Annotated in this window: 22 protein-coding genes, 1 pseudogene and 1 riboswitch; of the genes and pseudogenes, 12 read left to right on the top strand and 11 right to left on the bottom strand. The window is 59.3% G+C overall.

All coding sequences use genetic code 11. The features are described from left to right. Positions 1–138: 138 nt before the first annotated feature. From ACYZT0_RS27735 to tkt, 5 genes are all read right to left on the bottom strand, one after another. Positions 139–471, bottom strand: a complete 333-nt coding sequence (locus ACYZT0_RS27735) for an MliC family protein (protein ID WP_462043873.1) — start codon at positions 469–471, stop codon at positions 139–141. Positions 472–527: 56 nt separating this feature from the next. Next, on the bottom strand, positions 528–749 hold the full coding sequence (locus ACYZT0_RS27730; protein ID WP_462043872.1) for a hypothetical protein: 222 nt from the start codon (positions 747–749) through the stop codon (positions 528–530). A gap of 34 nt (positions 750–783) precedes the next feature. Next, positions 784–1,947 carry a phosphoglycerate kinase gene (locus ACYZT0_RS27725; protein ID WP_462043871.1) on the bottom strand — a complete coding sequence of 388 codons (1,164 nt, stop codon included), beginning with the start codon at positions 1,945–1,947 and terminating at the stop codon, positions 784–786. 25 nt (positions 1,948–1,972) lie between these two features. Beyond that, entirely contained in the window at positions 1,973–3,031 is a 1,059-nt protein-coding gene (gene epd / locus ACYZT0_RS27720; protein ID WP_462043870.1) for an erythrose-4-phosphate dehydrogenase, read from the bottom strand. Between the two features lie 199 nt (positions 3,032–3,230). Continuing rightward, positions 3,231–5,228: a transketolase gene (gene tkt, locus ACYZT0_RS27715; protein WP_462043869.1), complete on the bottom strand. Its 1,998-nt coding sequence runs from the start codon at positions 5,226–5,228 to the stop codon at positions 3,231–3,233. 273 nt (positions 5,229–5,501) lie between these two features. On the opposite strand from tkt, the gene ACYZT0_RS27710 reads away from it, so the two are divergent. From ACYZT0_RS27710 to ACYZT0_RS27695, 4 genes are all read left to right on the top strand, one after another. Next, positions 5,502–6,497 carry an ArsR/SmtB family transcription factor gene (locus tag ACYZT0_RS27710; RefSeq protein ID WP_462043868.1) on the top strand — a complete coding sequence of 332 codons (996 nt, stop codon included), beginning with the start codon at positions 5,502–5,504 and terminating at the stop codon, positions 6,495–6,497. Between the two features lie 18 nt (positions 6,498–6,515). Beyond that, entirely contained in the window at positions 6,516–7,706 is a 1,191-nt protein-coding gene (gene metK / locus ACYZT0_RS27705; protein WP_046045269.1) for a methionine adenosyltransferase, read from the top strand. Positions 7,707–7,865: 159 nt separating this feature from the next. Continuing rightward, complete coding sequence (gene ligB, locus ACYZT0_RS27700) at positions 7,866–9,545, top strand: NAD-dependent DNA ligase LigB (RefSeq protein WP_462043866.1); 1,680 nt, start codon at positions 7,866–7,868, stop codon at positions 9,543–9,545. 96 nt (positions 9,546–9,641) lie between these two features. After that, complete coding sequence (locus ACYZT0_RS27695; RefSeq protein ID WP_282380644.1) at positions 9,642–10,037, top strand: DUF1090 domain-containing protein; 396 nt, start codon at positions 9,642–9,644, stop codon at positions 10,035–10,037. Positions 10,038–10,100: 63 nt separating this feature from the next. Here the strand turns inward: ACYZT0_RS27695 and ACYZT0_RS27690 are convergent, their stop codons facing one another. Next, entirely contained in the window at positions 10,101–10,550 is a 450-nt protein-coding gene (locus tag ACYZT0_RS27690; protein WP_462043865.1) for a c-type cytochrome, read from the bottom strand. A 128-nt stretch (positions 10,551–10,678) separates the two neighbouring features. On the opposite strand from ACYZT0_RS27690, the gene mltA reads away from it, so the two are divergent. After that, positions 10,679–11,851 (top strand): murein transglycosylase A, encoded by a 1,173-nt coding sequence (gene mltA / locus ACYZT0_RS27685; RefSeq protein WP_462043864.1) that lies wholly within the window; start codon positions 10,679–10,681, stop codon positions 11,849–11,851. A 45-nt stretch (positions 11,852–11,896) separates the two neighbouring features. On the opposite strand, the gene ACYZT0_RS27680 is transcribed toward mltA, so the two are convergent. Beyond that, entirely contained in the window at positions 11,897–12,280 is a 384-nt protein-coding gene (locus ACYZT0_RS27680) for an MAPEG family protein (protein WP_129440417.1), read from the bottom strand. Between the two features lie 51 nt (positions 12,281–12,331). Continuing rightward, positions 12,332–13,165: an EamA family transporter gene (locus ACYZT0_RS27675; protein ID WP_462043863.1), complete on the bottom strand. Its 834-nt coding sequence runs from the start codon at positions 13,163–13,165 to the stop codon at positions 12,332–12,334. A gap of 286 nt (positions 13,166–13,451) precedes the next feature. Here ACYZT0_RS27675 and ACYZT0_RS27670 point away from each other — a divergent pair, with 286 nt between their 5' ends. Beyond that, on the top strand, positions 13,452–14,621 hold the full coding sequence (locus ACYZT0_RS27670) for an MFS transporter (protein WP_462043862.1): 1,170 nt from the start codon (positions 13,452–13,454) through the stop codon (positions 14,619–14,621). Then, a pseudogene (locus ACYZT0_RS27665) lies at positions 14,621–14,979 on the top strand (cation:proton antiporter domain-containing protein); the annotation flags it as partial. The gene ACYZT0_RS27670 and the pseudogene ACYZT0_RS27665, both read left to right, overlap by 1 nt. Positions 14,980–14,986: 7 nt before the next feature. Here the strand turns inward: ACYZT0_RS27665 and ACYZT0_RS27660 are convergent. Continuing rightward, positions 14,987–15,847 (bottom strand): LysR family transcriptional regulator, encoded by an 861-nt coding sequence (locus ACYZT0_RS27660; RefSeq protein ID WP_462043861.1) that lies wholly within the window; start codon positions 15,845–15,847, stop codon positions 14,987–14,989. 91 nt (positions 15,848–15,938) lie between these two features. On the opposite strand from ACYZT0_RS27660, the gene ACYZT0_RS27655 reads away from it, so the two are divergent. Together ACYZT0_RS27655 and ACYZT0_RS27650 are read left to right on the top strand one after the other, a co-directional pair. After that, positions 15,939–16,352, top strand: coding sequence for a VOC family protein (locus ACYZT0_RS27655; RefSeq protein ID WP_462043860.1), 414 nt, complete (start codon positions 15,939–15,941; stop codon positions 16,350–16,352). 36 nt (positions 16,353–16,388) lie between these two features. Beyond that, a complete protein-coding gene (locus tag ACYZT0_RS27650) occupies positions 16,389–17,678 on the top strand; it encodes a cation:dicarboxylate symporter family transporter (protein WP_462043859.1) in 1,290 nt (429 codons plus the stop codon). Between the two features lie 2 nt (positions 17,679–17,680). Here the strand turns inward: ACYZT0_RS27650 and ACYZT0_RS27645 are convergent, their stop codons facing one another. Further along, positions 17,681–18,562, bottom strand: a complete 882-nt coding sequence (locus ACYZT0_RS27645; protein WP_462043858.1) for a formate/nitrite transporter family protein — start codon at positions 18,560–18,562, stop codon at positions 17,681–17,683. 188 nt (positions 18,563–18,750) lie between these two features. Next, a complete protein-coding gene (locus tag ACYZT0_RS27640; RefSeq protein ID WP_461975067.1) occupies positions 18,751–19,155 on the bottom strand; it encodes an acyl-CoA thioesterase in 405 nt (134 codons plus the stop codon). Between the two features lie 198 nt (positions 19,156–19,353). Next, positions 19,354–19,456: riboswitch (S-adenosyl-L-homocysteine riboswitch) on the top strand. Positions 19,457–19,479: 23 nt separating this feature from the next. Here ACYZT0_RS27640 and ACYZT0_RS27635 point away from each other — a divergent pair. From ACYZT0_RS27635 to ACYZT0_RS27625, 3 genes are all read left to right on the top strand, one after another. Beyond that, a complete protein-coding gene (locus ACYZT0_RS27635) occupies positions 19,480–20,889 on the top strand; it encodes an adenosylhomocysteinase (RefSeq protein ID WP_461966856.1) in 1,410 nt (469 codons plus the stop codon). 191 nt (positions 20,890–21,080) lie between these two features. After that, positions 21,081–21,926 (top strand): methylenetetrahydrofolate reductase [NAD(P)H], encoded by an 846-nt coding sequence (gene metF, locus ACYZT0_RS27630; protein ID WP_462043857.1) that lies wholly within the window; start codon positions 21,081–21,083, stop codon positions 21,924–21,926. 171 nt (positions 21,927–22,097) lie between these two features. Further along, positions 22,098–22,913 carry a substrate-binding periplasmic protein gene (locus ACYZT0_RS27625; RefSeq protein ID WP_462043856.1) on the top strand — a complete coding sequence of 272 codons (816 nt, stop codon included), beginning with the start codon at positions 22,098–22,100 and terminating at the stop codon, positions 22,911–22,913. Positions 22,914–23,102 lie beyond the last annotated feature (189 nt).

Genomic DNA, 23,102 nt, shown 5'->3' with positions numbered 1-23,102 from the left:
CCCGCCTGCCAATTCGGTCGATCTCCTGTAGGAGCGAAGCTTGCTCGCGAAAGCGGTTTCACTGACAACACATGTGTTGAATGTGATGACCTCTTCGCGAGCAAGCTTCGCTCCTACAGGTTTGGCGCAAGCCTTCAATTACTCGGCTTTACAACCGCGGCCGATCAAATCATTGGTGGCGACCCAGTACACCAGGCCTTCCTCACCTTTTATGTGAAACGCCAGCATGTCGTTGCTGTACAGCGAACCTTCGGCGCCCGGCTCATGCTTCAAGCGGTAGACCTGATCGGCACCGCCCAGGCGAACGTCGACTTCCTTGCGGCTTTCGTCGCTGTAGCGCCAGAGCACTTTGGCCTCACTATCGCAGGTCCAGGTGGTCCAGCTGTCCGTCGATTCAGCAGGCTTGAACAGGTTCAAATTGGCGCAACCTGCCAGCAGAGCCAGCGCCGTAACGGCGATAAAACCTTTCATCCATGTTCCTCGACTGACGACGCACGCCGTCAGTCCTGAGTAAAGTGTCAGACCCGTCAAGGGCAACCATGTTCCTTGGCCGGGGTCTGTGTCTCGTATTTGTCCAGGCCATCAGGCCCGGAACGCTTGTTGATCACCGGGTTGGTTTCGGCCTGCCAGTCGGCCTGGTAGCAGCCCTTGTCCTGTTCAGGCGTCTCGGGTACCTTCGGGGCTTTCGGGTTACTCCCGCAAGCCGCCAGCGTACCCGCGACAATCAACAGCGCTAAGGTTTTGACCATGTGAACACTCCTTTTCCTGGTCAAATGGGCGGCCTCAGGCCTTGGCCCGGCTTTCCAGAACTTCAACGGCAGGCAGAACCTTGCCTTCGACGAATTCGAGGAACGCGCCACCGCCGGTAGAAATGTAGGAGATCTGATCGGCAACGCCATATTTATCGATCGCTGCCAGGGTGTCGCCGCCGCCAGCGATGGAGAACGCCGAGCTTTGTGCGATGGCCTGGGCCAGGACTTTGGTGCCGTTACCGAACTGGTCGAATTCGAACACACCGACCGGGCCGTTCCACAGGATGGTCTTGGACGACTTCAGCAGCTCGGCGAAATTCGCCGCGGTCTGTGGGCCGATGTCCAGAATCATGTCATCGGCGGCCACATCAGCGATCAGCTTGACAGTAGCGGTCGCGCTTTCAGCGAACTCCTTGGCAACGACGACATCGACCGGCAGCGGCACGCTGACCTTGGCGGCGATGGCGCGCGCGGTGTCCAGCAGATCCGGCTCGTACAGGGACTTGCCGACCGGGTGACCGGCAGCGGCCAGGAAGGTATTGGCAATGCCGCCGCCAACGATCAGCTGGTTGCAGATCTGGCTCAAGCTATTGAGTACGTCGAGTTTGGTCGAAACCTTGGACCCGGCAACGATGGCAGCCATCGGTTGAGCCGGGGCACCGAGGGCTTTGCCCAGTGCGTCCAGCTCGGCGGCCAGCAACGGGCCAGCCGCCGCGACTTTGGCGAACTTGGCCACGCCATGGGTCGAACCCTCGGCGCGGTGAGCGGTGCCAAAGGCGTCCATCACGAACACGTCGCACAGGGCGGCGTATTGCTTGGCCAGTTCGTCAGCGTTCTTTTTCTCGCCCTTGTTGAAGCGCACGTTTTCGAACAGCACGATGTCGCCGGCCTGCACGTCAACGCCGTCCAGGTAATCGGCCACCAGCGGCACTTCGCGGCCCAGGGCCTTGCTCAGGTAGTCAGCGACTGGCTTGAGGCTGTTCTCGGCCGAGAACTCGCCTTCGGTCGGACGGCCAAGGTGCGAGCAGATCATCACGGCCGCGCCTTTTTCCAGGGCCAGCTTGATGGTCGGCAGCGAGGCCAGGATTCGCGCATCGCTGGTGACAACACCGTCCTTGACTGGGACGTTGAGGTCTTCGCGGATCAGTACGCGCTTACCTTGCAGATCGAGGTCGGTCATCTTCAACACGGTCATGGGTCGCAATTCCTGAATAGCTATTTTAGAGAGCCGGATTTTTTGATGTCGCTGCTTGCAGATAGTGTTCTGCAACGTCCAGCATTCGGTTGGCAAAACCCCATTCGTTGTCGAACCAGGCCAGAATGTTCACCAGCCGTGGGCCGGAAACTCGGGTCTGACTGGCATCGACGATGGCCGAATGTGGGTCATGATTAAAATCACAACTGGCGTGAGGCAACTCGGTGTAGGCCAGAAGGCCTTTGAGCGGGCCAGTGGTGGCGGCCTCGCGCAAAATCCGGTTGACCTCAGTGGCGTCGGTGTCGCTCACGGTTTGCATCGTAATGTCGAGGCAAGACACGTTAACCGTCGGCACTCGCACGGCTTTGGCCTGAATTCTCCCGGCAAGTTCCGGCAGCAGCCGTTCGATGCCACGCGCCAGACCAGTGGACACCGGAATCACCGACTGAAACGCCGAACGGGTGCGACGCAAATCTTCGTGATGATAGGCGTCGATCACTGGCTGATCGTTCATCGCCGAGTGAATGGTAGTGATCGACACGTATTCCAGACCAATGGCCTGATCCAGCAGGCGCAACAGCGGCACGCCGCAGTTGGTGGTACAGGACGCGTTGGACACCAGCAACTCATCACCCGTCAGGCAATCCTGGTTCACGCCGTAGACGATGGTGGCGTCGACATCCGCCTCGCTGGCCATCGGCTGGGAAAACAGCACGCGCGGTGCGCCGGCGTCGAGGAAGCGCTGGCCGTCCTCGCGAGTGTGGTAAGCGCCGGAGCACTCCAGCACCAGATCGACGCCCAACGACGCCCAATCGATGCCTTCGGGGGTGGCACTGCGCAGGACCTTCACGCAGTCGCCATTAATATGCAGACAATCGCCATCGACCTTCACTTCACCGGGAAAGCGCCCGTGAGTGGAGTCGAAGCGTGTCAGGTACTCGATGCTGGCCATGTCAGCCAGATCGTTGATCGCAACAATTTCAAACCCGGCCGCCGCCCCTCGCTCGAACAACGCACGCAAGACGCAACGACCAATCCGGCCGTAGCCGTTGAGTGCAACTTTGTAAGGACGCGGTTGAGGCATGGGGTTCTCGATGAAGCTTGGGAATGTGTCGCCAGGTCTGCCGCCTTCGCGGGCGAGCCTCGCTCCTACAGGTCTTCGGCTGATTTGGGAATTGGGGTTATCCCAATCCCGCAAAACAACGCAACCCCTTGTAGGAGCGAGCGGTGCGGCGATCCGACTTGCTCGCGAAGACGGCGGTCCAGACAAAACAACGTCTGGATCAGTCTTCCAGCAGCTCTTCAGCCTGACCCAGGATGTTTTCCAGGGTGAAGCCGAACTCTTCGAACAAGGCTGGCGCAGGCGCCGACTCGCCGTAGGTGGTCATGCCGATGACGCGGCCTTCCAGGCCCACGTACTTGTACCAGTAGTCCGCGTGGGCGGCTTCGATGGCGATACGGGCGCTGACCTGCAATGGCAGAACTGCTTGCTTGTAACCGGCGTCCTGAGCATCGAACACGCTGGTGCAAGGCATCGAAACCACACGCACCTTGCGACCTTGTTCGGTCAGCTTGTCGTAGGCCTGAACAGCCAGACCCACTTCGGAACCGGTGGAGATCAGGATCAGCTCAGGCTCGCCTTCGCAGTCCTTCAACACGTAACCGCCACGCGCGATCTCTTCGATCTGAATCGCATTGCGGGTTTGGTGCTGCAGGTTCTGACGCGAGAAGATCAGCGCCGAAGGGCCGTCCTTGCGTTCCAGCGCCAGTTTCCAGCACACAGCCGATTCAACGGCATCGGCTGGGCGCCAGGTGTCGAGGTTCGGTGTGCTGCGCAAGCTGGTCAGTTGCTCGATCGGCTGGTGAGTCGGGCCGTCTTCGCCCAGACCGATGGAGTCGTGGGTGTAGACGAAAACGACACGCTTCTTCATCAGCGAGGCCATGCGCACTGCGTTGCGGGCGTATTCCATGAACATCAGGAAAGTCGCGCCGTAAGGCACCAGACCGCCGTGCAGAGACACGCCGTTCATGATCGCGCTCATGCCGAATTCGCGAACGCCGTAGTACATATAGTTGCCGCTGGCGTCTTCAGCCGAAACACCTTTACAACCTTTCCACAGGGTCAGGTTGGAACCGGCCAGGTCAGCAGAGCCGCCCAGCAGTTCAGGCAGCAGCGGGCCGTAGGCATTCAATGCGTTCTGGCTGGCTTTACGGCTGGCGATGGTTTCGCCCTTGGCGGCGACTTCAGCAATATAAGCAGAGGCTTTTTCGGCGAAGTCTTCCGGCAGGTCGCCGCTCAGACGACGAACCAACTCGTTGGCCAGCTCAGGGAAGGCTGCAGAGTAGGCAGCGAAACGCTGATCCCACTCGGCTTCGGCCGCGCGACCGGTTTCCTTCGCGTCCCACTCGGCGTAGATGTTGGCCGGGATTTCGAACGGACCGTAGTTCCAGTTCAGTGCCTTTCGGGTCAAGGCGATTTCCGCGTCACCCAGTGGAGCGCCGTGGCAGTCTTCCTTGCCTTGCTTGTTCGGCGAACCGAAACCGATGGTGGTCTTGCAGCAGATCAGCGTCGGCAGCTCGCTTTTGCGCGCGGTTTCTATCGCGATCTTGATTTCTTCAGGGTCGTGACCGTCGACGTTGCGGATGACCTGCCAGTTGTAGGCTTCGAAACGCTTAGGTGTGTCATCGGTGAACCAGCCTTCGACTTCGCCGTCGATGGAGATGCCGTTGTCATCATAGAAGGCGATCAGTTTGCCCAGGCCCAAAGTACCGGCCAGGGAGCCGACTTCGTGGGAAATGCCTTCCATCATGCAGCCATCACCCAGGAACACGTAGGTGTGGTGGTCGACGACGTTGTGGCCCGGACGGTTGAACTGCGCCGCCAGTACTTTTTCTGCCAGGGCAAAACCAACGGCGTTGGCCAGGCCTTGGCCCAGTGGACCGGTGGTAGTTTCAACGCCCGGGGTGTAGCCGAGTTCCGGGTGGCCCGGGGTGCGGCTGTGCAGCTGGCGGAAATTCTTCAGGTCATCGATCGACAGATCGTAGCCGGTCAGGTGCAGCAGCGAGTAGATCAACATCGAGCCGTGACCGTTGGACAGCACGAAGCGGTCACGGTCGGCGAACGATGGATTGCTCGGGTTGTGCTTCAGGTAGTCACGCCAAAGTACTTCGGCGATATCCGCCATACCCATAGGGGCACCGGGATGGCCGCTGTTGGCTTTTTGCACGGCATCCATGCTGAGGGCACGAATGGCGTTGGCACGCTCACGACGGCTGGGCATCGCTGTTCTCCTGCGGGTTCTGAATCGAGAGTGAATAAAACGAAACGGAAAAAAGGCGAGCATTTTCCCTCACCGGGCCGCCTCGGGGCAATGACAGATAGTCATCTGAAGGCGTTTTTCCGGTGGATAAAGTCGCATTCGCCTGGTGAAACCTTTCCGCTGACGATTTGTAGAGTGACCCTTTCCCCGAGAAGTGCCATCTATCGAGCAATATCAAAACTTTTTGATATTGCTCTTGCGGTGATTTCTGACCGTCACTAGACTGCTGGCCTTATGAATTTACGCGCACCTTCCATTCGACCTGACGATTGCGATGAGCTGGCGGCCCTGTGCAAGGCCGGCGGCGATCCTCTTCGTCTGAATGTATTGCGCGCGCTGGCCAACGATTCGTTCGGCGTGCTGGAACTGGCGCAGATCTTCGGCATCGGTCAGTCCGGCATGAGTCACCACCTCAAGGTATTGTCCCAGGCCGACCTGGTGGCGACTCGCCGTGAAGGCAACGCGATTTTCTACCGTCGCGCCCTGCCCCACACCGACCTGCTGGGTGGCAAGCTGCACGCTGCGCTACTGGACGAAGTGGACAACCTGACCCTGCCTGCCGAGGTGCAGTCGCGGATCGGTCAGGTCCATGGGCAACGAGCGGCGGCCAGCCAGGACTTTTTCTCACGGGTCGCGGAGAAGTTTCGCGCCCAGCAAGACTTGATCGCCGGCCTGCCGCAATACCGCGAAAGCGTGGTGGCATTGCTCGACAAGCTGAGTTTCAGTGAAGGCGCCACGGCCATCGAAGTCGGCCCTGGAGACGGTGAGTTTCTGCCGGAACTGGCGCGCCGCTTCACCCAGGTCACGGCGCTGGACAACAGCCCGGCGATGCTCGAACTGGCGAGCCAGGTTTGCGAACGTGAAAGGCTGGCTAACGTCAGCCTGCAATTGGCCGATGCATTGAACGGTGTAAACCTCAAGGCTGACTGCGTTGTACTGAACATGGTGCTGCACCATTTCGCCGCGCCGGCCGAAGCGCTCAAGCGCATGGCCGACTTGCTGCAACCAGGCGGTAGCCTGCTCGTGACAGAGTTATGTAGCCACAACCAGAGTTGGGCCAGGGAGGCCTGCGGTGATCTCTGGTTGGGGTTTGAACAGGACGATTTGGCCCGTTGGGCCACCGCTGCGGGACTCGTTCCCGGGGAAAGCCTCTATGTAGGCTTACGTAATGGTTTCCAGATCCAGGTCCGCCATTTTCAGCGACCGGCTGGCGACACTCACCATCGGTAAATTCAGGAAAAAATCGAGATGAGCGAATACTCCCTCTTCACCTCCGAGTCCGTGTCCGAAGGGCATCCGGACAAAATCGCCGACCAGATTTCCGATGCGGTGCTGGACGCCATCATTGCTGAAGACAAATTCGCCCGTGTAGCGGTCGAGACGCTGGTAAAAACCGGCGTGGCAATCATCGCGGGTGAAGTCACCACGTCGGCCTGGGTCGATCTGGAAGAGATCGTGCGTAACGTCATTCTGGACATCGGCTACAACAGCTCCGATGTCGGCTTCGACGGTGCCACTTGCGGCGTGATGAACATCATCGGCAAGCAGTCTCCTGACATCAACCAAGGCGTTGACCGTGCCAAGCCTGAAGATCAAGGCGCTGGCGACCAGGGCCTGATGTTCGGTTATGCCAGCAACGAAACCGATGTGCTGATGCCAGCGCCGATCACCTTCTCGCACCAGTTGGTTCAGCGTCAGGCCGAAGCCCGTAAATCCGGCCTGCTGCCTTGGCTGCGCCCGGACGCCAAGTCGCAAGTGACTTGCCGTTACGAAGGCGGCAAGGTTGTCGGTATCGACGCCGTTGTACTGTCGACCCAACACAACCCTGACGTGTCGTACAAAGACCTGCGCGAAGGCGTGATGGAGCTGATCGTCAAGCACGTACTGCCTGCCGAACTGCTGAGCAAAGACACCCAGTTCCACATCAACCCGACCGGCCAGTTCATCATCGGCGGCCCGGTGGGCGACTGCGGTCTGACCGGTCGCAAGATCATCGTCGACAGCTACGGCGGCATGGCCCGTCACGGCGGCGGCGCATTCTCCGGTAAAGATCCATCGAAGGTTGACCGTTCGGCCGCCTACGCGGGTCGTTACGTGGCCAAAAACATCGTGGCGGCCGGTCTGGCCGAGCGTTGCGAGATCCAGGTTTCCTACGCGATCGGTGTTGCTCAGCCGACTTCGATCTCGTTGAACACCTTCGGCACCGGCAAAATCAGCGACGACAAAATCGTCAAACTGGTTCGCGAAGTGTTCGACCTGCGTCCATACGCAATCACCACCATGCTCGACCTGCTGCACCCGATGTACCAGGAAACCGCTGCGTATGGCCACTTCGGTCGCACCCCGGCCACCAAGACTGTGGGCGAAGACACTTTCACCACCTTCACCTGGGAAAAGACCGACCGCGCGGATTCCTTGCGCGCTGCTGCCGGCCTGTAATACTTCCTTGGCGATACCAAAAGCCCCGCACGGTTCGCCGTGCGGGGCTTTTTATTGTCCGCTGTCCGGATGCCGACACACGCTGAAAAACAGCAGGCCTTCTCATCCTGAAAATCCGTCCTAGCCTTCAAGCATTCCACTTGAGCAAGGACGCTCACGATGCTGCTCAACCTGCGCGTGTTTTTCGGTTTTCTACTGACAACTTTCTGCCTGACCACCCACGCTGCCGAGTGCCCCGACTGGCCACCGACACGCGCACTGGACGAAGTCACGTCACTGCAAAAACAAATCGACCTCTGGGATGACAGCTATCACCGGGAAGGCCGCTCATTGGTCGCCGACGAACTCTACGATCAGTCCCGTGTGCGACTGACCGAATGGCGCACCTGTTTTGCCCTGGGCCAATCCGCGGAACCGTTACGCACCGCGGGCGGCACGATTGCTCACCCCATCGCCCACACCGGTCTGGAAAAACTCCACGATGGTCGCGCCGTCGAAGCCTGGCTAAAAGGTCGGAGCGATGTCTGGATTCAGCCAAAAGTCGACGGCGTGGCGGTGACGCTGATCTACCGCAAAGGCCTGCTGACTCAGGCAATCAGTCGCGGTGACGGGATAAATGGCCAGGACTGGACGGCTTCGGCGCGCCAGATCGCCGCCATCCCCCAACTATTGCCACAACCGCGGGACCTGCTGCTGCAAGGTGAACTCTATTGGCGCCTGACCGATCACGTACAGTCCCAGGCCGGCAGCCTCAATGCACGCGCTACCGTGGCCGGTTTGATGGCCCGTAAAAAATTGAGCACTGAGCAAGCCGCCGGGATCGGTCTGTTTGTCTGGGACTGGCCCCAAGGCCCGGCCAGTTTGCCCGCCCGCGTCGCGGCCCTGGATGAGTTGGGTTTCCCGAGCTCCGCACTTTACAGTCACTCGATCAAGGTATTCGCCGACGCCGAACGCTGGCGAGATCACTGGTATCGCACGCCCCTGCCCTTCACCAGTGATGGCATTGTCCTGCGCCAGGGTCAGCGTCCGCCCGCCGAGCGCTGGCAGGCCAAACCGCCTTATTGGAGCGTCGCCTGGAAATACCCTTTTGCTCAGGCGCTGGCGGAGGTGCGCAAGGTCCACTTCAACATTGGACGCACCGGACGGATCACGCCGGTCCTGGAACTGACACCGGTAATGCTTGATGACCGGCAGATCAAGCGAGTCAGTGTGAGCTCACTGCAACGCTGGGAAACGCTGGATATCCGGCCTGGAGACCAGGTCGCCATCAGCCTGGCAGGCCTGACCATTCCAAGGCTCGACGGTGTCATGCTGCGCAGTACCGAACGCGCTGAATTGAGCGTACCGCTGGCAGAGGACTTTCATCATTTGAGTTGCTGGCAGCCAACACCGGGATGCGAAAGCCAATTCCTCGCCCGATTGAACTGGCTCAGCAGCAAGCAGGGACTGGCTTTGCCACATGTTGGCCCTGGCACTTGGGAGAAACTTTTCGAAACAGGCCGCCTGAACAGCCTGCTGGATTGGTTAACCCTCGATGCTCAAGAGCTTGCTAACATTGACGGCTTCGGCGAACGCAGCAGTGCTCGTCTTGTGAACAGCTTCAACAGTGCCCGGCAACGCCCATTCGCTCGCTGGCTCAAGGCCTTGGGTTTGCCACCGACCGGCCAGGCACGCCTCGCCAATTCATGGCAGGAACTGGCACAACGAAGCATCGAACAATGGCAGGCAGAACCTGGCATCGGCTCGGGACGCGCAGCGCAATTGAGCGCATTTTTCCGCGACCCGCAGGTCCTGGCCTTGAGTGAAACATTACGTGTTGCCGGGATTGATGGTTTTTAACGACTAGCGATGCCCACCACCGGAACCCAAAGGCGCCGCCGGGCTCAAACACCCCATCGCCACATAGACCCGATTGCCTTTTCACATGGAGCTTTTATGAAACTTCTTTCACCGCTCGCCCTGTTGACCCTTTGCAGCGTGATGGCCACTCCACTGATGGCCGCTGAAGAAGCTCCGGGGCTGACCGGCTGCGCCGCGAAGAAGCAGGGCATCATCAACCAGATTGAACTGGCCAAGTCTCACGGCAATGCTGATCAGCAGGCAGGCCTTGAAACTGCCCTGAGCGAAGTCACTGCTCATTGCACCGACGCGTCGCTGAAGAAAGAACGGGAGAACAAAGTGCTCGACGCCAAACACGAAGTCAGCAAGCGTCAGGCTGATCTCGACAAGGCAATGAAGAAAGGCGACGCCGAGAAGATCAACAAGCGCAAAGACAAACTCGCCGAGTCCCGCAAGGAATTGCAGGACGCACTCGATGAGTTGGATAAGTGATCGTTCCCACGCTCTGCGTGGGAATGCAACCATGGACGCTCCGCGTCCACCTCTGATCTGAGATCAATGATCCCGAAACTCTTTATGGCACGCACTGCAGGCATCTTCGACTTTCTGCACTGCCGGGACCAGGTTACTGGCCTTGTAAGGCTGAACCTTGCTGGCAATCACCAATTCACCGGTGGCGGCTTCAAGGGTGCGGACCATTTCCTTGAAGCGTTCCTGCTGCTGCCACACATTGTCTTTGGCGCTGGTGTGATCTTCTTCGCGCACCTGCGGAAAATGTTTCCAGGGCTCATGAGACAACGCGTCGAGTTTCACGGCGCCATCAGCGAATTTCGGACCGTCAAATGGAATGCGACCACGCAACATGCCGCCCAGGTCTTCGCCGGTCTTGAGCATTTGCTTGAAGATTGCCTTGCGCTGACCCAGCGGCGAGTTGGGGTCGACACCACCGCAGGCGGACAGCGTCAGGCAGGCCAGCAATACAACAGAAAGTCTTTTAAGAGTCATGGTGGCCTCAGGTCACGGGAAACGGCGGCCAGTATCCTCGCGTCATCGGCAAAGACCAATAGCCCTATTATCAATACGGGTTGTTTGAGCGCATGGAGCACTCAGGCAACCGGCAAAGGAATTACTCCATGAACAGCCGTTTCAAGGCATGGCGTCACAACCTCGCTTGGACCCTTCCGATGGTGGCCGTGCTTGCGGGCTGCACCGGTGGCGACAACAACAAACCAAAAACCCACGCCCTGGCCACCTACTCCAGCGCCACGTGGGAAGCACTTCCGACGGTGTCCGACAACGACCTGATCGCCGGCTTCGGCTCGTGGCGCAGCGCCTGCACCCGACTCAAAGCCGACCCGGTCTGGGGCTCGACATGTGCGGCTGCCGACAACGTACCGCAAACCGCCAACGACATTCGTGGCTTCCTCAAGCAGAACCTCGACGTCTACGGCCTGCGCGCCGCCAATGACAATCCCAACGGCTTGATCACCGGTTACTACGAGCCGGTCTACCCCGGCAGTCTGACCCAGACCGAAGCGGCTCACATCCCGGTGTACGGCGTACCCGAGGACATGATCATCGTCTCCCTGGACAGCATTTACCCGGAACTCAAAGGCAAACGCCTGCGTGGACGACTCGAAGGTCGCGTGCTCAAGCCTTACGACGATGCGGCAACGATTGAAACCAAAGGGGTCAAGGCACCGGTTGTTGCCTGGCTGACCGACCCGATGAATCTTCAATTTCTGCAAATTCAGGGCTCGGGCCGCATTCAACTCGACGACGGCCGTCAACTGCGCATTGCGTATGCCGACCAGAACGGTCACCCCTATCGACCCATCGGCCGCTGGCTGGTCGATCAGGGCGAGCTGAAAAAAGAAGAGGTGACCATGGGCGCCATCAGCAATTGGGCCAAGGCCAACCCGACGCGCATTCCGGAACTGTTGGCCAGCAACCCCAGCTACGTGTTCTTCACCCGTAACCCGGACAGCAACGAAGGGCCTCGCGGCTCGCTGAACGTACCGCTGACCGCGGGCTATAGCGCGGCGGTGGATCGCAAAGTGATTCCGCTGGGCAGTCTGTTGTGGTTATCAACTACTAAACCCGACGGTACCGCACTGGTACGCCCGGTAGCCGCTCAAGACACCGGCGGCGCAATTGCCGGCGAAGTCCGTGCGGACCTGTTCTGGGGCACGGGCGATGCGGCCGGGCAATTGGCCGGCGACATGAAACAGCAGGGGCAGATCTGGATGCTCTGGCCTAAAGGCGCGGCACTGCCTCAAGTGCCTCAGGTGACCGACAAGCTTTAAAGTCAAAAGATCGCTGGCTTCGCCGGCGATCTTTTGAGCTTGCTCTTAAACAGAAACCACAAAGAAACTGACGATCAACCCCATCCCCACCAACCACATCAGCGACCGCAAAATCGCCCAGTCCGCCAAGTAGCAAATGATGTACAGCAGCCGGCTGGTGATGAACAACACCGACAGCACATTGATCGTCACCAGTTCGGCATTGCCGGCCAGGTGAGCGACGATCACCGCCGCCGCGAACGCCGGAGTCACTTCAAAACTGTTCAGGTGCGCCGCATACGCGCGTCGGCCAAAACCATTCAGTGACTCGAGAAAATCACGGGGGTCATGGTTGTCTTTCGGCCTGAACCCGCCACTGACCCTGGCGATGCCCGTGCAAATATAGGGCAGGAAAATCGCGATCAAAATGCACCACAGAGCAACCGTCATAAAGCAGTCCTTTCTTCAAGTTTTAGAGAGTCGAGTTCCATCAAGGGGCGGTCAAAACTTCATCACCAGCATGCCGATCAGCACCAGCCCACAGGCTAAGAGCCGAGGCCTGCCGAAAGGTTCTTTCAGGTAACGCATGCCGAACAGCACCACCAGAATCACGCTGATCTCGCGCAATGCCGCTGCTTCGGCAATCGAGCCCAGCTGCATGGCCCACAGCACCAGAGCGTAGCTGAACAACACACAAAACCCGACCGCCAGCCCCAGTCGCCACTGCTCACGCCAGAACAACATGAAGGCCGGTCGCTTGCGCACCAGAGCCAGTAACGGGAACGGCCAGGCGCTGAGCAACGTGACCCACACCAGATAATCCAGCGGATGCGACCAGCGTCGCAACGCCTGGCCGTCGATGAAGGTGTAGCAGCCGATGCACAGACCGATCAACGCCACCACCGGCAGCATCGACCACGGTAAACGCGCACCGCCCCCGCCCTGCCAGAGCAGGCAAAGCATGCCTAACGGGATCAGCAGAATCCCGAAGATCTGCTGATTCGTCAGCACTTCCCCGGCAAAAATCAGCGTCAGTGCCAGCACCACCAGCGGCGACAAGCCACGCATCAGCGGGTAGACCAACCCGAGGTCGCCGACCCGGTACGCCTGAATCAGCAGATAGCGATAGAGCAACTCGAACGCCGCCGACGCCAGAATCCACGGCCATATTTCCATGGGCGGCACGTTCACGAACGGCAGCATCACCGCGACAAACAACATCGCCACGCTGTCCATGCAGGCCACCACCAACAACCGTTCCGCACTGAATTTGATCAGGGTATTCCACGCCGCGTGCAACAGCGCCGCTACTAACACCAGTGCTGTTGCAAGCACGGCACACTCCTTTTTGTTGCCCAACCCGCCCTTGTAGGAGCGCGTCTTGCCGGCGAAGGCGTACTTGAGATCGCCATCGCCGGAAAGCCGTACTCCTACAGGGAGCGGGTCAGATAATTGATTCGCCATATGTCTGCAGCTGTTTATACTGCAAGCGACCACGCCGCACTCAGTTGCGCACAGACTAATTCCAATAATTTCTGCTTCCGCCTGCTCTCATCGAGAACGGGCGTCGGCATGCGTATGCCTGATCAGAGCGTCAAGACTACCGACAGAGACCTTGCGCATGCCACTCGCCTTGCTTGCCCTCGCTGTTGCCGCATTCGGCATCGGCACCACTGAATTCGTCATCATGGGCTTGCTGCCCGATGTCGCCCGCGATCTCGCCGTGAGCATTCCCCACGCTGGCCTGCTGATCACCGGCTACGCACTGGGCGTGGTGTTCGGTGCGCCGATCCTCGCGGTCGGCACCGCCAACATGCCACGCAAAGCCACGTTACTGGGCATGACGCTGATGTTCATCCTCGGCAACATCCTCTGCGCCCTGGCACCGAACTACGCCACGCTGATGGCCGCGCGGGTGATTACGGCCCTGTGCCATGGTGCTTTCTTCGGCATCGGGTCGGTGGTCGCCGCCAGTTTGGTGGCACCGAACAAACGCGCCCAGGCGATTGCGCTGATGTTCACCGGCTTGACGTTGGCCAACGTGCTGGGCGTGCCATTGGGCACCGCACTCGGACAATACGCTGGCTGGCGGTCGACGTTCTGGGCGGTGTCGGTGATCGGCGTGATTGCCGCGATCGCGCAGTGGGTCTGGTTACCGAAGGACATCGCCATGGACAAGGCCAACCTGGCCAGCGAGTTCAAAGTGCTGGGCAAAGTGAATGTGTTGCTGGCGTTGGGCATGAGCGTGCTGGCGTCAACCAGCCTGTTCAGCGTCTTCACTTACATTGCCCCCATCCTGCAAGACATCACCGGCGTCAGCCCGCATGGCGTGACCATCATGTTGTTGTTGTTTGGCGTAGGCCTGACGGCGGGCAGCATGCTTGGCGGCCGCCTGGCAGACAGTCGCTTGCTGCCTTCGCTGGTGGGCATGGCGCTGGCCGTAGTCGTCGTGTTGGCGGCATTCAGCCAGACCAGTCACTCGGTGATTCCAGCGGCGATTACACTGGTGCTGTGGGGGATCTTTGCATTTGCCCTGTGCCCGATTTTGCAACTTTTGATCATCGATCAGGCCCATGAAGCGCCGAATTTGGGTTCAACGTTAAACCAGAGCGCGTTCAACCTCGGCAACGCCGCCGGTGCGTGGATAGGTGGGCTGGTTGTCGCCAGTGGCGCCGACTTGGCGGACTTGCCGTGGACTGGCGCGCTGGTCAGTGGTTTGACCGTACTGACGGCGGTTTTCTACATCTATCTGCAACGTCGTGGGGCGGGTGTGGTCAATGTGCCTGGCTGATGGGTCGGGTGGTCCTGTTCGCCCTGATCGGCATGGAGTTGTTGCTGCTGCCGTTCAACTGGTGCACGTGCTGGCGGCGAGTTTGCTGGCAGTGGCGATTCTGCTTTCGCGACTGCTTACCGTGGCTCCGGCGATTGTCTTGCTACGTCGTTGGCGCACAGTGCCGCGCGGCACGATCCGTGTGTTGACCTGGGGCGGTTTGCGCGGCGGCGTATCGGTAGCCTTGGCGCTGGCCCTGCCGCTCGGTTCCGAGCGAGACTTGCTGCTAAGCATCACTTATATCGTGGTGCTCTCGTCGATTCTGGTGCAGGGTTTGACCATCGGCCGGGTGGTACGAGGCGTGACAAGCCAGCCTTGAGGTTCCGCTACTGGCTGCACAGCAGCCCGAGCAGATGCCGCATCGCCAGCGGGCGGTGCGGTGTCGAGCCATGCATCACGACCAGTTCCCGCGAATAGCGCTGCCCACCACCCACCGCCGAAACGCATAGCCCTTCCAGCGCCATCCCTGCCCACTGAGGCACCAGCGATACCCCCATTCCCTGGGCGACCAGCATGACGATGGTCTCCAGCGCATCCAGCTCGCACAAGACATTCGGCTCGATCGCCTGCTCATCAAGGTAGCGCTGGGCAATCTGCCCACCCCATGACCGGGCGTCATAACGAATGAACGGACGCTCGCGCACCAGCGCTTCAAGCCGCTGCCCGGCATGCGTGGCCGGGGCAATAAGAATCAGCGGCTCATGCTTTAGCACTATCAACGCCAGAGCTTTTGGCGGTTGAAACGGCGGCCTGACCAGAATTGCCGCGTCCAGCTCACCCGTCAGCACTTTCTCGTAAAGGCTTCTTGAGTCGCCCGGTGTGATCTTCAGCTTTAACTCTGGCGCCGATAACGCCATGCGTTCGATCAACTTCGGTAAGACCCCGGTCAACGCCGTCGATATAGCGCCGATCTTCACTTCACCGGCAAGCCCGTCGTGATTGAGATCGTTCTGCAGCTCCTGCGCCTGCTGAACAATTGCCCGGATTTTCGGCATCAGCAGCAGGCACTGATCCGACGGACGCGCCGCATGCGCCGTACGTAGCAGCAACGTGCAACCCAGCGTTCGCTCGAGTGCCTGGATACGCTGACTGATTGCCGCCGCAGTGCGGTTTTCCCGCCGCGCGGCCGCCGCTATTGAACCGGTCTCCACCACCGCGACCAGGCTTTTAAGGAATCGGACGTCCATAAGTTTTCCTTTTGCTCAGAGCAAGACAAAGCCGTTTTACCCCGTCACACGGCCTATTTACCTTGAGTGCTCCTTCACTCGGAGACATCACATGAACAGACCCTTTCACGCTGCATACCATGTTTGCGACCTGGAACAGGCGCGGATTTTTTATCGAGATGTGTTGGGCTGCACAGAAGGCCGCAGCACGCAGACGTGGGTCGATTTCGATTTTTTTGGCAATCAGCTCTCACTGCACCTGGGCAAACCCTTTGCCACCACTCGAACCGGCCACGTCGGCGAGCACAAGGTGTTGATGCCACACATTGGCGTGGTGTTGCCGCTGGAGGAATGGCTGGAGCTGGCCGAACGTCTCGGTCGCCGAGGCACGCAATTCGAAATTCCGCCAGTGATCCGCTTTGCCGGCGAACCCGGCGAGCAGCGCACGATGTTCTTCCTTGACCCCAGCGGCAACCCGATCGAAGTCAAGGGCTTCAGGGATTCCACCGGCCTGTTCGCACATTGATTCACCCCAACAAACACAACAAAAAAGGGGCACACCATGACCGCAAAAAAATCAGCCAGCCTGGTCGCTCGCATCATGATCGGGCTTGCAGCCGGGGTGATCGTCGGCATCCTTCTCAACCAGTTTCCCGAACATAAAATCTGGTTCATCGACAACCTGCTGCAACCGGCGGGTGACTTGTTCATCAAGTTGATGAAGATGATCGTGGTGCCACTGGTCTTCGCGTGCATGACGGTAGGCATTGCCGGGGCAAGCAGTACAAAGGCACTGGGGCGGGTGGGGATCAAGACGTTCGTTTATTTCTTCACGATCACCAGCATTGCCATTGTATTCGGGTTGATCGTCGGCAATGTGTTCCAGCCCGGCGCCGGCGCGGACTTCAGCAGCACCCTGCAATCGCCGGTGACCGGTCTGGCCTCCGGTGGCGAAACGCAGAACCTTGGCCGAACCCTGGTCAACATCGTGCCGGACAATATCGTACTGGCCATGTCACAAGGCAAACTGCTCTCAGTGCTGTTTTTCGCCATCCTGTTCGGCTGCGCCCTGTCGATGCTCCCCGCGCAGCAGAAGGCGCCTCTGGTCGCCGTCATGCAGGGGATCTCCGACACCATGTTCAAGGTCACACATCTGGTCATGCACTATTCGCCGATCGGGATCTTCGGTCTGATCGGGGTCACCGTTGCCAGCTTCGGCCTCAGCGCCCTGTTGCCGCTGGCCAAACTGATCGGCATTACCTACGTGGCTGTGCTGCTGTTTGCTCTGTGTGTGCTGGGAGCGGTGGCGCGCATGGCGGGCATCGGCTTCTTCCACCTTGTGCGGGAAATCCGCAGTGAACTGCTTATGGCCTACAGCAGCGCCGCTTCGGCCACGGTGATGCCGCAACTGATCGAGAAAATGGAGCGTTATGGCGCTCCGCGCTCGATCACCAGCATGGTCATTCCATTGGGATACTCATTCAACCTGGATGGCGCATCACTCTTCGCTGCGCTGGGTACGCTGTTCATTGCTCAGGCTTATGGCATCGACCTGAGCCTGGCCGATCAGGCGATGCTGGTGCTGATCATGGTCCTGACGTCAAAGGGTGCGGCAGGGGTGCCAGGCTTTATGTTTATCATCCTGACCGCCACCCTGACAGCAGCCGGATTGCCGGTGGAGGGCGTGGCGATCATCGCCGGCGTCTACCGCCTGATGGACATGCCGGTCACAGCGCTCAATGTGCTGGGTAATGCGCTGGCGCCGCTGGTCATCGCGCGGTGGGAGGGCCAGCTCAAGGCACCTGAAAGCGAACCCGCCCAAGCGTCGGCCAGCCCGCCGTTCAAGGCCTGAAACTATTCATCCGTGCTGTCAGAGTGTACTGCGTGGGGCGTGCCGGATCGGGGCGGCCCGCTCTCGCTGCGAATCTGCGCATGGCTGATCAGCGCGAAGATGAAGCTGCCGCCGATGATGTTCCCCGCCAGCGTCGGCCCGGCGAACACCAGCCAGAAATCCTTCCACGGCAACTCGCCGGCAAACACCAAGTACGAGACCTCGGCGGAACCGACCACGATGTGGGTGAAATCCCCCAGCGCCATGAGGTACGTGATGAGGATGATGATCCACATCTTGGCGCTCTCCATGGAGGGGATCATCCAGACCATGGTCGCGATCATCCAGCCCGACACAATGCCTTTGGCGAACATCTGGCTGGCACTGTTCTCCATGATCTTGCGCCCGATATCGAGGAAAGCGAGATCGGTCTTGCTGTCGAAAATCGGCAGATTCAGCATCACATACGCCACCAGCAACGTGCCGCAAAGGTTGCCCACCAGCACCACCAACCACAGGCGTAGCAACCGACCGAAATTGTTCAGTGTGGGCTTGGTCATGATGGGCAGCACCGCCGTCAACGTGTTCTCGGTGAACAATTGCTGACGGGCGAGAATGACCGCAAGAAACCCCGCGCAGTAACCAAAACTGGCGATCACCTTGAAGCCTTCGCCGTCCGGCAGACGGGAGTTGAGCAGCCCCATGGCCATCAGCGACAGGCCCATGGTCAGGCCGGCGGCCAGCGCCGACCACCACAAGGCGGCGACGCTGCGCTCAAGCTCCTGATCGCCCTGGGTGCGGATGATTTCGTGTAGCACCGCCGCCCGTGGCGGCTGGCTCTTGTCGACGTCGTGCTGCTCTTCAGGCGAGAGGTTCGGGGTCTTGCCGTCTTTTTGCGCGTCCATATAGCTCCGGAACCAGTGGGGTGTCATGTAGGTACGACACGCGCGGTTCGGAGCTGTTCACTGACCCTCAGCAGATCGTTCCCACGCTCTGCGTGGGAATGCCTCAATGGACACTCTGCGTCCGATCTTGGGACGCGGAGCGTCCCGGGCTGCATTCCCACGCAGAGCGTGGGAACGATCAGTGCGCGTTATTCGTGAATGCCATCATCCTTGAACTGGTCTTGGACGTACTTGATCTCCGTCCGGCCGTGCGGTGCAGGCAAGCCGTCTTCACCCAAATTGACGAAGACAATCTTCTCCACCGTCAGGATGCTTTTGCGGGTGATCTTGTTACGCACTTCGCACTTGAGGGTGATTGAGGTGCGACCGAACTCGGTGGCGGTGATGCCCAGTTCGATGATGTCGCCCTGGCGCGAGGCGCTGACGAAGTTGATCTCTGAAATGTACTTGGTCACCACACGCTGATTGCCCAACTGGACGATGGCGTAGATCGCCGCTTCTTCGTCGAGCCAGCGCAACAGGCTGCCGCCGAACAGCGTGCCGTTGGGGTTGAGGTCTTCGGGTTTTACCCATTTGCGGGTGTGGAAATTCATGTTCACTCCTGAGCGTCTTGCCGAATGATGGTGGGCATCATGGCAGAGCACTACTTTAAGCTCTATCAAGCATCAACTATGGTCTCGATTACCGTTCAGACATTGACCAACAGAAACGCTTTGGAAGTATCGCTCACACGGCTATAATCGCCACCGTTTCAAAACGGTCATCTTCGGTTGATACCGTTTTCCCGCCACCTGTCCGAGGGGCGCTGCAGCAGGTTCGACCTGTCAGGCTCGGATGGGGCGTTGCTTGACCGTTATCGGTCAGACACTAAACGCACAACGGCGCCCATTCGCATACATTACGAATGGAGGCTCATCATGAGCGCTGTTATCACGCCTGCAGATTTTACCGATTACAAAGTGGCCGACATGTCCCTGGCTGCCTGGGGTCGTCGCGAAACCATCATCGCCGAATCCGAAATGCCGGCCCTGATGGGTCTGCGCCGCAAGTACGCCGGTGAGCTGCCGCTCAAAGGCGCCAAGATCCTCGGCTGCATCCACATGACCATTCAGACTGCCGTGCTGATCGAAACCCTGGTTGCCCTGGGTGCCGAAGTGCGTTGGTCGTCCTGCAACATTTTCTCGACTCAAGACCAGGCCGCTGCTGCTATCGCTGCTGCCGGCATCGCGGTTTACGCCTGGAAAGGCGAAACCGAACAAGAGTACGAGTGGTGCCTTGAGCAAACCATCCTCAAAGATGGCGCGCCTTGGGATGCCAACATGATCCTCGACGACGGCGGCGACCTGACCGAGCTGCTGCACAAGAAATACCCGGCGATCCTGGACCGCGTCCACGGCGTCACCGAAGAGACCACCACGGGCGTTCACCGCCTGCTGGACATGCTGGCCAAGGGCGAGCTGAAAATCCCGGCCATCAACGTCAACGACTCGGTGACCAAGAGCAAGAACGACAACAAATACGGCTGCCGTCACAGCCTGAACGACGCCATCAAGCGCGGCACCGACCACTTGTTGTCCGGCAAGCAAGCGCTGGTCATCGGTTACGGTGATGTGGGCAAGGGTTCGGCCCAGTCCCTGCGTCAGGAAGGCATGATCGTTAAAGTTTCCGAAGTCGACCCGATCTGCGCCATGCAAGCCTGCATGGACGGTTATGAGCTGGTTTCGCCGTTCATCGACGGTATCAACAACGGTACTGAAGCAAGCATCGACAAAGCGCTGCTGGGCAAGATCGACCTGATCGTGACCACCACCGGCAACGTCAATGTTTGCGACGCGAACATGCTCAAAGCTCTGAAGAAGCGCGCTGTTGTCTGCAACATCGGCCACTTCGACAACGAAATCGACACTGCTTTCATGCGCAAGAACTGGGCATGGGAAGAAGTGAAGCCACAGGTTCACAAGATTCACCGTACCGGTCCCGGCGCATTTGACGCTCAGAACGACGACTACCTGATCCTGCTGGCCGAAGGCCGTCTGGTTAACCTGGGTAACGCCACTGGCCACCCAAGCCGCATCATGGACGGTTCGTTCGCCAACCAGGTTCTGGCGCAAATCTTCCTGTTCGGCCAGAAGTACGCCGACCTGTCGCCAGCCCAGAAAGCCGAGCGTCTGACCGTTGAAGTACTGCCGAAGAAACTCGACGAAGAAGTGGCCCTGGAAATGGTCCGCGGTTTCGGCGGCGTCGTGACTCAACTGACCAAGACTCAGGCCGACTACATCGGCGTGACCGTCGAAGGTCCGTTCAAGCCACACGCTTACCGCTACTGATTTGACCTGCTGTCCGCTTCCCATGGGAGCGGACTTGTGCAGAATCCACGCTCCACTGTAGGAGCGAAGCTTGCTCGCGAACGCATCACCGCGCTGTTCCTGAAGCACCGCGTCGTTGCTTTCGCGAGCAAGCTTCGCTCCTACAGTAAGCGTGGCAACTGCAAGGCTTACGTGCTTCCAAGGATATGACCATGTCCCAAGACCGTCGCTACAGCTTTGAGTTCTTCCCTACGAAGACCGATGCTGGGCATGAAAAACTGCTCGCCACTGCCCGTCAGCTGGCCACGTACAACCCCGATTTCTTCTCCTGCACCTATGGCGCTGGCGGTTCGACGCGTGATCGCACGCTCAACACCGTGTTGCAGCTCGAAAGCGAAGTCAAAGTCGCTGCTGCACCGCATTTGTCCTGCGTTGGCGACAGCAAGGACGACCTGCGCGGCCTGCTGGCTCAATACAAGGCTGCCGGCATCAAGCGTATCGTTGCTCTGCGCGGTGACCTCCCTTCAGGCATGGGCATGGCCAGTGGCGAAATGCGCCACGCCAATGACCTGGTTGAATTCATTCGTGAAGAAACCGGCGATCATTTCCACATCGAAGTCGCCGCTTACCCGGAAATGCATCCGCAAGCGCGCAATTTCGAAGACGATCTGACCAACTTCGTGCGCAAGGTCAACGCTGGCGCCGACAGTGCGATCACCCAGTACTTCTTCAACGCCGACAGCTACTTCTACTTCGTCGAGCGTGTACGGGCGATGGGCGTGAACATCCCGATCGTTCCGGGGATCATGCCGATCACCAACTACAGCAAGCTGGCGCGCTTCTCCGATGCTTGCGGTGCGGAAATCCCGCGCTGGATCCGCAAGCAGCTGGAAGCCTACGGCGACGACACCCAGAGCATTCAAGGCTTTGGTGAGCAAGTCATCACCGAGATGTGCGAACGCCTGCTCCAGGGTGGCGCTCCAGGGTTGCACTTCTACACGCTGAACCAGGCCGAACCGAGCCTGGCGGTGTGGAACAATCTGAAGTTGCCGCGTTAAGAAACAAGCAAAAACAAAAAGCAAAGGCAAGATCAAAAGATCGCAGCCTTCGGCAGCTCCTACGCGCCTGTGGGCGCTGCCGAAGCCTGCGATTTTTTGCTTTTTACACCCGAAGCAGAGCTTCTGAATCCCGTTCTGGCTCTTTCCGGTTTCTCGTCGTAATCTCAAGCCATGCCTTTGATCACGCAGTTACTGACCGTGTTTCTTTTTACTTGCCTGAGCTTCGCCGCTCGGGGCGAGAAGCTGCGCATTGTCACCGAGCCGTGGGCGCCTTACGTGTATGAGGAGGACGGCAAATCCCTGGGACTGGACTACGAAACCACTGCGATTGTCTTCAAGCGCCTGGAGATCGAGGTCGAGTGGCAGTTCCTGCCGTGGAAACGCTGTCTGTCGATGCTCGAAACAGGCCAGGCGGATGGCGCGCTGGATATTTTTCACAGCGCCGAACGCGACGCTGCCCTGCTCTACCCGACCGAACCGCTCTCGGAAGTCGAATTCGTGATGTTTTACGCCAATGAGCGCCCGCATCCGTTTCACACTCTGGACGATCTGAAAGGCCTGACCATTGGCACCTCACCGGGCTATCTGTACAGCCCGGACTTTCGCGAATCGACGCTGTTCACCCGTGAACCGGCGCCGACCCATGAAGCCAACTTCGGTAAACTGGTGCGCGGGCGGATCGACCTGCTGATCACCGACCGCCGGGTGGGTCAACACCTGCTTGACGAATTGGGCATCCGCGACAAGATTACCGAGAACCCGACCGTCATCAGCCACCAGAGCCAGTTCCTGGCGGTGCGTCGCAACGCGGGTATGGATTTGCTGGTGCAGCGCTTTGGCGCCGAGCTCAAACGCTTCAAGCGCGAGCCTGCGTACGCAGAACTGAGCGCCCGTTATGGTGCCGAACCGGCAGCCGAGGTGAAAACCACCAGAGCCACCGCCGCCAGCGGAAAAACCGTTGAGCAGCAGGAAAGCGGCGCGCAGTGATTGCTCTGTTATACTCCGGCCTTCCCGCCAGGCTCACGCCCGGACGCTCGGACTTGTTCAAGGCATCTCGACACCGCTACAGCGCAGCTTTTCAGCCCGCGCGAGCACTCCAGATGAGCCTTCGAGGCCCAGCAGGACCGGACGGGATTGCGTTCTTCTTAAACGCCATTCGCGCCAGGCAAGACTCCC

This window comes from Pseudomonas sp. ZS1P83 (assembly GCF_054897825.1).
Note: the sequence above shows the minus strand (reverse complement) of the source record. Positions and strands in the feature narration are given on the sequence as shown.